The 9,328-nt window shown below is 61.6% G+C and carries 10 protein-coding genes and 1 pseudogene; 8 read left to right on the top strand and 3 right to left on the bottom strand.

The features are described from left to right. Nucleotides 1-213 (bottom strand): IS200/IS605 family transposase (tnpA, locus tag BMW90_RS25730; RefSeq protein WP_139211560.1); only part of this gene is annotated, 213 nt, incomplete at its 3' end. A gap of 132 nt (nucleotides 214-345) precedes the next feature. Between tnpA and BMW90_RS25725 the strand changes: the two genes are divergently transcribed. Both BMW90_RS25725 and BMW90_RS25720 read left to right on the top strand, forming a co-directional pair. Beyond that, on the top strand, nucleotides 346-1,458 hold the full coding sequence (locus BMW90_RS25725; protein WP_074840605.1) for an extracellular catalytic domain type 1 short-chain-length polyhydroxyalkanoate depolymerase: 1,113 nt from the start codon (nucleotides 346-348) through the stop codon (nucleotides 1,456-1,458). 140 nt (nucleotides 1,459-1,598) lie between these two features. Further along, on the top strand, nucleotides 1,599-2,027 hold the full coding sequence (locus BMW90_RS25720; RefSeq protein WP_074840603.1) for a phasin family protein: 429 nt from the start codon (nucleotides 1,599-1,601) through the stop codon (nucleotides 2,025-2,027). 226 nt (nucleotides 2,028-2,253) lie between these two features. On the opposite strand, the gene BMW90_RS25715 is transcribed toward BMW90_RS25720, so the two are convergent. Together BMW90_RS25715 and BMW90_RS25710 are read right to left on the bottom strand one after the other, a co-directional pair. Continuing rightward, nucleotides 2,254-3,486 (bottom strand): type II toxin-antitoxin system HipA family toxin, encoded by a 1,233-nt coding sequence (locus BMW90_RS25715; RefSeq protein WP_074840601.1) that lies wholly within the window; start codon nucleotides 3,484-3,486, stop codon nucleotides 2,254-2,256. Beyond that, nucleotides 3,479-4,069 (bottom strand): helix-turn-helix domain-containing protein, encoded by a 591-nt coding sequence (locus BMW90_RS25710; protein ID WP_074840599.1) that lies wholly within the window; start codon nucleotides 4,067-4,069, stop codon nucleotides 3,479-3,481. Before BMW90_RS25710 ends, BMW90_RS25715 begins: the two co-directional genes overlap by 8 nt. Before the next feature lie 215 nt (nucleotides 4,070-4,284). On the opposite strand from BMW90_RS25710, the pseudogene BMW90_RS26545 reads away from it, so the two are divergent. The 6 genes and pseudogenes from BMW90_RS26545 to BMW90_RS25680 all read left to right on the top strand — a co-directional run. Further along, nucleotides 4,285-4,416, top strand: a pseudogene (locus BMW90_RS26545) (DDE-type integrase/transposase/recombinase); the annotation flags it as partial. A 210-nt stretch (nucleotides 4,417-4,626) separates the two neighbouring features. Then, nucleotides 4,627-5,199 (top strand): recombinase family protein, encoded by a 573-nt coding sequence (locus tag BMW90_RS25700; protein WP_074840597.1) that lies wholly within the window; start codon nucleotides 4,627-4,629, stop codon nucleotides 5,197-5,199. 92 nt (nucleotides 5,200-5,291) lie between these two features. Then, complete coding sequence (locus tag BMW90_RS27325; RefSeq protein WP_074840595.1) at nucleotides 5,292-5,585, top strand: type II toxin-antitoxin system RelE/ParE family toxin; 294 nt, start codon at nucleotides 5,292-5,294, stop codon at nucleotides 5,583-5,585. 919 nt (nucleotides 5,586-6,504) lie between these two features. Then, nucleotides 6,505-6,870, top strand: coding sequence for a MarR family EPS-associated transcriptional regulator (locus BMW90_RS25690; protein WP_244526631.1), 366 nt, complete (start codon nucleotides 6,505-6,507; stop codon nucleotides 6,868-6,870). A 197-nt stretch (nucleotides 6,871-7,067) separates the two neighbouring features. Beyond that, on the top strand, nucleotides 7,068-8,240 hold the full coding sequence (locus BMW90_RS25685; RefSeq protein ID WP_074840591.1) for a glycosyltransferase family 4 protein: 1,173 nt from the start codon (nucleotides 7,068-7,070) through the stop codon (nucleotides 8,238-8,240). Continuing rightward, nucleotides 8,228-9,244 (top strand): glycosyltransferase family 2 protein, encoded by a 1,017-nt coding sequence (locus BMW90_RS25680; RefSeq protein ID WP_074840589.1) that lies wholly within the window; start codon nucleotides 8,228-8,230, stop codon nucleotides 9,242-9,244. The genes BMW90_RS25685 and BMW90_RS25680 overlap by 13 nt, the downstream gene beginning before the upstream one ends. Nucleotides 9,245-9,328 lie beyond the last annotated feature (84 nt).

Below are 9,328 nucleotides of genomic sequence, written 5' to 3'. Positions count from 1 at the left end.
CAGTTTCGGCGGCACACTGATGAACATGTGGACATGGTCACGCGCCACGACGCCCTTGACGATGTGCACGTCGAGTTCTGCGCAGGTTTGGCGGATGATCTCGCGAAGACGTTCCCGCATCGTGCCTTGCAGAACCTTGAACCGATATTTCGTGGCCCAGACGACGTGATACCGATGGTAAAATGTGGTATGGCTGGCTGTAGAATAGCTCATGAGGGCTCCCCCGGGATTTGAGACTTCACCCTTCGGGCGGTCTCAAATCCCGGGGGAGCCCTCATTCGTCAGCTGAAGCGGACCGGCTGGAAGCCGGTGGCTTCGTTCCATTCAATGGATAGTGAACGTCAGATGTTCGACCCCTTCAAAACCACGCGCGCGCGATCCAGAAAAAAGCTTCGAAGCGCCAAGGTGCCTTCCGTCAGCAATGCCTGGGGCACCCTGCTGACACCTGCAAAACCGGCCAGACGGGCGAAAGCGTCCGCTGGCGGGCGCAAGGCCAAGCGGGTCGGACCTGTCGCAAAGCAGGCTCCTCCCGCGACATCGCGGTCCACGGGGACTGTACCGCGCGGCGCCTCTTTCAGGACCGGCACACACGAGGGCGCGTTCGGGGCCCGCTCCTATAAGCTCTATGTGCCCTCAATGGCGAAGAAGGCAGAAGAGCCTCTGCCGCTGATCGTCATGCTGCACGGCTGCGGCCAGACACCTCAGGATTTTGCGCGCGGCACCGGCATGAACGCCTTGGCCGAGGAATTCGGCGCGCTCGTGCTCTATCCTGCTCAGGCCCGCAAGGCGCATCTCAACCGGTGCTGGAACTGGTTCAAGCGCAGCGATCAGGCAAGAGGCGGAGGAGAGCCGGCGCTGATCGCGGGCCTCACGCAAGAGATCATTGCCGGACAGCCCGTCGATCCGGCCAGGGTCTATGTCGCCGGGCTGTCAGCCGGGGCATCGGCGTCATTGATCGTCGCGACGGCCTACTCGGATATATTTGCAGCCGTCGGGGTGCATTCCGGTCTGGCGGTCGGCGCCGCCCATGATGCGGCTTCGGCCACGCGGGCTATGGTGGCCGGCGCCCCAGGACGGCGTCTTGGCGCGCCGATGCCGACGATCATTTTTCACGGCGAGAAGGACAAGGTGGTCAACCCGCGCAACGGGCGCTTTGCCGCCATGCGCGCGCTGCAGCCCTACGACCGTCTTGAGCGGACGGAAAAGACCATGCGTGTTTCAGGAGGCCACGAGTATGTGCGCACGGCGCATCGTGTCGGCCGGGGGCGCTCCTATGTCGAACATTGGCTGGTGCAAGGATCAGGTCATGCCTGGTCGGGCGGGAACGCATCAGGCAGCTATACCGACCCCGACGGTCCGGACGCATCGCGGGAAATGATGCGCTTCTTCCTTCGGCACCGGACCACCAAGAAGCGCCGGGCATCGCCAGGCAGCCCGGGCGTCACCGCAACCTTGTAGGCATGACTGGCAACTTGCAGCAGGGAAAAACTGATCTTTTCTGCCTTGCGGCCATGTGCTCGGGGTTGAAATGCTGCAGTGCAGCATTAAGTGTTTTATCATCAAGACGGCACACCAATGCTCCCGAAAGGAGATCCCACATGGCCAAGCAGAACGCGAAAAATACTGCCAACGACCTGAACAACCTGTTCGATCCGCAAGGCTACCAGGACGTCTTCAAGACCTGGGCCAGCATGAACGAGCGCATGGTGTCGCTCTCCGTGGAAGCCGGAACCCGGGTGACCGATATTGCGAGCGAGACCGCGAAGGACGCGCTTTCGAACCTGCGTGAGCTGACACAGGTTCGCGATGAGCCGGCCGAATACGGCAAGGCCTACACAGACTTCGCTCAGAAGCAGGCAGAGCTCTTCACACGCGCCGTCCAGGCCTATGCAAACGAGACGCAGAAGGTGGGCAGCGAGACCGCTGAGCTGGCCTCCAAGGCTGGCGAAGAGATCACCGACAAGGTTGCAGCGAATGCGGACAGCGCCGCTCAGAAGGCCCGCTCGGCGGCCAACAAGGCGGCCTGAGGCCCAGAGCTATAGCACCAACCAGATGATGACCGGCGGGCCCTGAGAGGGGTCCGCCGTTTTCGTCAGGGCGTCAGCGCCAAAGCGATACCGAACCGCGCCCGCAGCGCTGCGGAAGGATGCGGGCAGGGGACACTCGCGGCATCGACATGTCCGCGATCACCCCAGCCTCGCAATACTGCGCCCTTGTCGCCCTGCCTTGCTGGTGAGGCGGGAACCCCTTGCCCTATGAAAGCTCTTCCAGGATTGGCACTGTCTTCAGGTGGGCCTCTACGGCTGATCTGACGTCATCACTCATCGGCAAGTTCGGCGCTTCTGCATCCCAATGCTCCCGAAAAAGCTGAACGGTCTCTTTGGCAGTATCGATCGCCATCTTCTTCGGTATGGCAGCTTTGACCGCGAGATGCGTCAGCTCATCCAATGAGAACGCCGAGAACACTTTGGCGCGGCTGATCTTCATGTTGGTCGCATCGCCCGGAATGTAGGGCACCGTCGCCACAAAATCATACGCGGGTGACAGCGATACATACCGCCTGTCCGGATAGATCAACGACCAGTTCTTCATGTGCATATCAGCATTGCCGATCAGCATGTTGAAGGTCAGACGCCGGATATATTCCATGATGTCGGCATCATTGCCTTCGGCGGAGATCACCTGAGCGATGTTCCGGAAGGTGCCATTGCCGTACTTGTCCTCAGGATAGAGCCCATAGACCTGTGCGAAATCCTCGACATGCACGCGCGATCCGTCGGATAGCCGATCAAAGCGCTCAATCACAAAGGCATGGTTGCCGATTTTGTCGATGCCTTTGGGCAAGTTCTTGATCGCATTGATGCTGACCAGATCAATGGCAGGCACGTTCATTCCGATAAGGCCGGCCAGCTTCATCATCGAGAATTCATTTTCAGGGACGCCTGCGAATTCGCGGGAGGGGAGCTTGACGATCCAGGAGCCTCCGACGCCAGAGGCGGGGATGGTCAGTCCGCCGCTTGCTTCCATCACGGCGGAAAACTTGAGCTGAACACCTGCCAACGAGAAGCGCAGCGCGTTCTCGCGACGATCATCACCGTGATCATCGCCGCCATCGGCAGTATCCGGCGGCCAGGCTTCACCATCGGAAGGGGTGATCGTGATCGCGCCGGGCAGGTCATGGCCAAGAGCCCAGAGCAGATAGAATTCACGTTCGGGATTCACGCCCGCCTGTTCGGCCAGGTATTTGCGCAGATGACCTTCGGGCAGAAGGTTTGAGAAGAAGGGCATGACGCGCTTCTGATAGGGCCGAAAATCCGTATAGAGCTCCCCGTACTCGTCCTTGAAAGCGAGGCCGAGGGTCGGCCTGTCAGGATTTTCGATGTACTCGTCGGTGAAGGCAAAGATGGTGCGATCACCGCCAAGATTGGTGAGCGTACCGATGGGCTCGCCATGCAAGTTCACGTCCAGAACGGAGACATTACTCATCGTTATCTCCATCAAGGCGATAGGCCGGGCGCGGCACTCGAGTTCGCTCCTCGTCGCCGACGCCCTGGGCAAGCAAGTTGCGTAAACTGTTCATCTGCTTTGACGCGTCTTGCAGCGCTGCAACCCCAGCCGGGCCCTCCACGGCTTTGAGCGCTTCACGGATGCTGCGCAATGTGTCGGTATTCCGGATCAGGTTCTCGAACTGACGCAGTTCCCGAAACTGCCGCTGCAGCTTTTCGAAGGCGAGACTATCGATCTTGAGCGACTGTATGTGCTCAAGCTGCCTGGCGAGCCGGGCAATCTCTTTGCGCGCTTCCGGCGTGGCCTTCGGCGCGTCGTTTACGCTACGGGTGATCGTCCTGACAGCGGGCGCCGCCTTGCGCGGCACAAGCGCCAGTTCCAGATCAAGGGCGTTGGCAATGGCGGTCAGGCTTGAGACGGTGAGGTTGACCGCGCCGCTCTCGATCTTGGAGATGTGCGACTGTGGCACGCCTGAACGGGCGCTTAGCGCACGCTGGCTAAGCCCCTTTTTCTCGCGCGAAACCTTGAGTGCCGCCGCCAGTTTCTCGCTCTCATAGCTCATTTTGATATAATCCTGCAGATCAAGAAAGGCGATTGATCTTCTACAATATATCATACGAGGGATGAATTTCCAAATTATGATCTATTTTCGCATATATCTGGCCGGCTGTGATCTGTCTCTGTAGATCAGAGCGTGATGGCGCATCTCCAAGATGGAACAGGGTGGAGGTGCTGGAGGCGCGCGGCATCGGATTTCGCTCCCTGACCGAGGCGATCCGAGAGGAAGCCGCGGCCCCGAACGATGTCTGGGCGATGGATTTCGTTCACGACCAGCTCGCCTTGGGAAGGAAGTTGAGAATCCTGACCGTGGTCGATACTCACTCACGCTTCTGTCCTGCCGGTGGTCCAGCGTTGGGGAGCAGAGCACATACCCGCAGACTCCCGTCATGAGCGAGGGAGCAGCGGGGGGCAGGTAAGTCAAAAACGGTCGTTTTCGAGAGACTGGCCCGCTGACCGGCGCGGCATCTCGAAAACCCGGTCCGGAGTATCTCAAAACTGTCTCTTGTAATGGCTCTTTCAATTCGCATGATGGATCATGAGTTTTGAGAGGGAAATGCCATGTTGATCGGATATGCCAGGGTCTCGACCCAGGATCAGAAGCCGGAGTTGCAGCATGATGCTCTCGCCGCGGCGGGATGCGAGAAGGTGTTCACCGAGAAAGCCTCTGGAGCCCAGAGGGACCGTCCCGAGCTGACGGCTGCCATCGCGTACATGCGCGAAGGTGACACGCTGGTGGTCTGGAAGCTGGATCGGCTGGCGCGCTCGATGAAGCAGCTGATCGAGACGGTGGAGGGGCTGGAGGCGCGCGGCATCGGCTTTCGCTCCCTGACCGAGGCGATCGACACCACCACCCCCGGCGGCAAGCTGGTGTTTCACATCTTCGGGGCACTGGCCGAGTTCGAGCGGTCGATTATCCGCGAGAGGACGCGCGCAGGGCTCGATGCCGCCAGAGCCAGGGGGAGAACAGGGGGAAGGCCGAAGAAGCTCTCTGAGGGTGATCTCAGAGTTGCCAGGGCCATGCTGGCTGACGAAACGATCACGGTTGAAGAGGTGGCGCGTCAGCTGAGGGTGTCGCCAGCGACGCTCTACCGACACATGCCTGCGGCACGCTCGCAGGTGCGGGAACGTTAGCCGACGTCATTCAGATCACTCCGGATGGGAAAGTTGAGCCGTCGCTCCTTCCAAGCAAGCTGGTCTCGTCTGCGCCCCCCGGAGCAGGGTAGGTGGGTCGACAGCTTCGGCTCCGGCCGGCAGCGCGCAGCGACCTCGCGATCTGGTCATACACCCGCGCCACCTGGTCAACAGGGCAGGCCGAAACCTATCTGAGGGGGCTCGAGGCTGTCCTTGAGCTGCTGTTGGAGTATCCGGAGATGTCTCGGCTCAGGCCTGAGTTCAGCCCGCCGATCCGCATCCATCCCTATCGACACGTGGTTCTCTATTCCGCAGATGACGTCAGACTGGACGTCCTGCGCATCCTGCATCGGCGATCGGACTGGTCGGCTTTCCTGGCTGAGTAACGCAACGCGGTCGCATGCCTGACACCCAGAAGGCGGCTGCCAACTTGCCACCCTGGTCGGGCTCATACCCGCTGCCAGAGCCCAGGTGTCCGAGACCTGGCCGACAGGCGCCAGAGACCGTCAGATGCTGCCAATTTGACTTTTTCTGCAACATTTCCGGAATGTTGCAGTCGCCGCGGAATTACCGTTGACGCTGATGAGATGGATGCCTAGCTCGGATCTTGTCAGGCGTGGTTTATGCGCGATCTTCACCACGACACCCTGGTTTGAAAGCCTGGTTTGCGAAGCCTCTGGCCTTCCGAACCAGGCAAAGAGATTGCGCCACGGTTTGCCGCCTTCCCGTGCCAAAGGTGGATGTTCGCCGGGGACCTCACCCGACCCGCACTCGATCCGGCTCCGTTCAGGGGAGAGCAGAAACGCGGCAACGTAACCCACCGGCCGTCATGCAGTTCGGGACTATACCCGGACTGTCTCAGACCGGGGACCTCTGATCCCTCGCGCCCCCCGGCTTTGCCTGGCGGCACGCCGGGTGGGAGGGGCAGATAGCTGTAATATTGCAGAACCTCTGCGGGGAAGCGGTTGGCCACCGATATCAGGCATCGCGTGGATACGGCGATTAGATGACGGGCCTTTTCCTGCATGCGGGGGAAGGAGCGGGTGGCGGTCCTGTGTCTCGGGATCATTTCAGGCGTGGTAGCGCGAGGGTGCGCACGAGTTGGCGAGAGATCAGGGGGGCGAGCTGCGCCTGGATCCGGATGGCGCGCCAGCCAAGTCCGAAGACCGCCTGAATTTCAGGCAAGTCCACGCAAGGGGCCTTCTCTTCACCTTCAGAATCTACTAAGCGTTCACGAATGAACGACCCCTTCCGCTCGGACTCGTACTGCGACCTCCAGTGCGGTAGCCGTGGCGCATCAGGTTCGTGACCAGGCAGGTAAACGACGATATCCGCTTTCGTGTCATGCGGGAGCTTGAAGGCAACCCTGAGCTTTCTCAGAGGGAGTTGGCCAAATCGCTCGGCATCAGTCTCGGCATCGCGAATTACTGCCTGAAAGCACTTGTCGAGAAGGGCCAAGTCAAGGTTAGTAACTTCCGCGCAAGCGACAACAAGCTGCGCTACGCCTATGTTCTGACCCCTCAAGGGCTTGCTGCCAAGGCGGCATTGACCGCGCGATTTTTGAAGCGCCGGGTTGCTGAGTATGAAGCGCTTAAGGCAGAAATCGAAGCGCTTCAAAAAGAATTGGGCACCGAGGCGGCGGGGAAGAGGGCCCAAGTTGAAGACCGATAGTTTATCGTTATCGAGCGCTTCGGGCGGTGAGAAGTGAGTTATGCCGTGGCCTTCTGGGTGGCCTGCCTGGCGCCGGATGGCTGACAAGACGTGCTGAAGGTCTTTCTTTCCGCCATCTCCGCGACCTTCAGCTTTTGGCTTTGACGATCAATTAATGTGGCCCTTAGGAAAGAAGCAGGAGGTTTGATCTCACCGCAATGCTTCACATCGAAGAAGATATGTGTAGACAAAAACCTTTGCGCATTCTTGCGCTTGTGGCTGAAGCATACGGGGGACGCGGTGGGATTGCGCAATCGACGCGCGATCTTCTGTCAGCCCTGTCAGAATTCCATTGGGTTAGCGAGATCGAGATCCTGCCGAGGATTGTTCGGGAAGCAGGTGTGCAGCTCCCAAATGGCATAATGCAGCATGGCGCTGTTAACGGGAGAGTCGATTATTCAAGAAAGGCGCTCTGGCTGGCTGTAACTCGCTGCCCAGACCTGATCTATTGCGGCCACGCATTCATGACACCGCTGGCGTATTTGGCGGCGCGTGTAGCGTCCGCGCAACTGGTGTCGCATGTGCACGGACTCGAGGTGTGGGAGCCGCTAAGCCCTTTCGTGCGGCGCGCGCTAGCTGCTTCGGACCTGATCCTCTGCGTCAGCCGGCACACCGTCGGCAAGGTGGTCGATACCGCCGGCGCCGATCCCGACCGCTGCGCGGCGATTTTTAATACAGTGGACGACCGCTTCACCCCCGGTGATCGTGCCGCGGCGCGCGCGCGCTTTGGCATTGCGCCCGAGGCCACGGTGCTGTCCGCCGTCGCCCGGTTGGACCCTCGCCAGCGCCACAAGGGCCATGACCGGGTGATACCGCTGCTGGCCGACCTTGCGCGAGACGTGCCAGGGTTGACCTATCTAGTGGCCGGCACCGGCGGCGACCGTGAACGGCTCGAGGCCTTGGCCCGCAACACTGGTGCAGGTGGCATCGTGCGGTTTCTGGGCTTCGTAAGTGACGAGGATCTGCCCGATCTCTACCGTGCGTCGGATCTCTACGTGATGCCGTCCCATGGCGAGGGCTTCGGGATCGCCTTCGTCGAGGCGATGTGCTGCGGCACGCCCGCTTTGGGACTGAATGCGGGAGGCGCGGGGGACGCGCTGCGCCACGGCGAACTGGGGCGCGCCGTGGCCGTGGCCGACTTTCCCGCCGCCCTGCGCACCGCGATCCTAGCGCCCCCGATCGACCGGGCGGCCCTAGCCGCCCGCAGCCGTGCCGCCTTCGGCCGGCCCGCCTTTGCCGCCCGCCTAGCCGAGGCGACCGCACCGTTGCTGCCGGGCCATGCTGGCGCGCGACACCGGACGACCGGACCGAGACCGCCATGCCGATTTTAGAAGCCGACATCTCGATCATTATCCCGACCTATCGCTACCGCGACAAGGTGGGCCATGCCGTCCGCTCGGCGCTGGCATCCGGGGCGGGTGAGATCATCGTGATCGACGATCACGGCCGCGACGGAACGATCGAGATGCTGGCGCAGTTCGACGACCCGCGGCTGACAGTGATCGAGAACCCGGTGAACCTAGGCCTGTGGGAAAACCATCTGGCCGGCCTGTCGCGGGCGACGCGGCCTTGGATCAAGTTCATCCAGGCGGACGACTACCTGGCCGAGGGCGGACTGGCCCGATTTGCGCAGGCCGCGGGAGACGGGGTGAGCCTAGTGTCGTCCTGCGCGATCATGATCGAGGAAGACACTGGCGCGCGCACCGAGAACTACCGGATCGCCCAGCCCTGGCGTGTGAGCACCGAAGAGTTGTTCCACTTGTGCCGCCGCGCTGGCTGGGTTCTGGGTAAACCCAGCGACGTGCTGATCCGGGCCGACTGCATTGCGCGCGACCCCGAACTGTGGGTAACGGAGATCTCATCGGATCTAGTGGTCGGCCTGCTTGCCGCGACGCGGGGTGACATCGCCCTGCTGCCGTCAGGCTTGGTGGTCAACGTTAATCATTCGGGTCAGGACGTGCGCACGCAGGGTCCGGGCAAGGGATTGCGGCGCACGCTGCGCTCGACGCAGGCGCTGCAGGTCCGGCTGCCGGAGGCACACCGCCATTTCGCCGCGGAATGGGCGGCTATCTGCCTGCCACGGACGGCGCATACTGCCCTGGCTGCGGTCTATTACCGCCAGATGTCGTTGCTCTCGGTGGCCGGCGTGTTGTGGCGCATCGCTGGGCTGGCCCTGCCGGCCTATGCGGATGCCGCATCGCGCCGGCGGGTGCGTGACGCCCGGGCTTACCGCCGCGCCCGCCACGGCCTGCCGGATCTCGACGCCATGCTGGTCGACTACCGGCAGGGCCTGGCGGTCCCGAACCGCCCTGCTGGAGCCCGTCATGTGGGCTGAAGCGCGCAGTTATGGACGGCAGCGGCGGGATCGAGCATTCTGCGGACCGGGACCAATCTGCCGTATCGTAGCAAGGATGCCGCC

Source organism: Marinovum algicola, assembly GCF_900109145.1.
Taxonomy (GTDB): domain Bacteria; phylum Pseudomonadota; class Alphaproteobacteria; order Rhodobacterales; family Rhodobacteraceae; genus Marinovum; species Marinovum algicola.
The sequence above is the reverse complement of the archived record's forward strand: the minus strand, read 5'-3'. Positions and strand labels throughout refer to the sequence as shown.

Bases quoted from the DNA above. Each gene is read 5' to 3' on its own strand.
- BMW90_RS25725 (WP_074840605.1), top strand. From the start codon at position 346: ATGTTCGACCCCTTCAAAACCACGCGCGCGCGATCCAGAAAAAAGCTT.
- BMW90_RS25720 (WP_074840603.1), top strand. From the start codon at position 1,599: ATGGCCAAGCAGAACGCGAAAAATACTGCCAACGACCTGAACAACCTG.
- BMW90_RS25715 (WP_074840601.1), bottom strand. From the start codon at position 3,486: ATGAGTAATGTCTCCGTTCTGGACGTGAACTTGCATGGCGAGCCCATC.
- BMW90_RS25710 (WP_074840599.1), bottom strand. From the start codon at position 4,069: ATGAGCTATGAGAGCGAGAAACTGGCGGCGGCACTCAAGGTTTCGCGC.
- BMW90_RS25700 (WP_074840597.1), top strand. From the start codon at position 4,627: ATGTTGATCGGATATGCCAGGGTCTCGACCCAGGATCAGAAGCCGGAG.
- BMW90_RS25685 (WP_074840591.1), top strand. From the start codon at position 7,068: ATGCTTCACATCGAAGAAGATATGTGTAGACAAAAACCTTTGCGCATT.
- BMW90_RS25680 (WP_074840589.1), top strand. From the start codon at position 8,228: ATGCCGATTTTAGAAGCCGACATCTCGATCATTATCCCGACCTATCGC.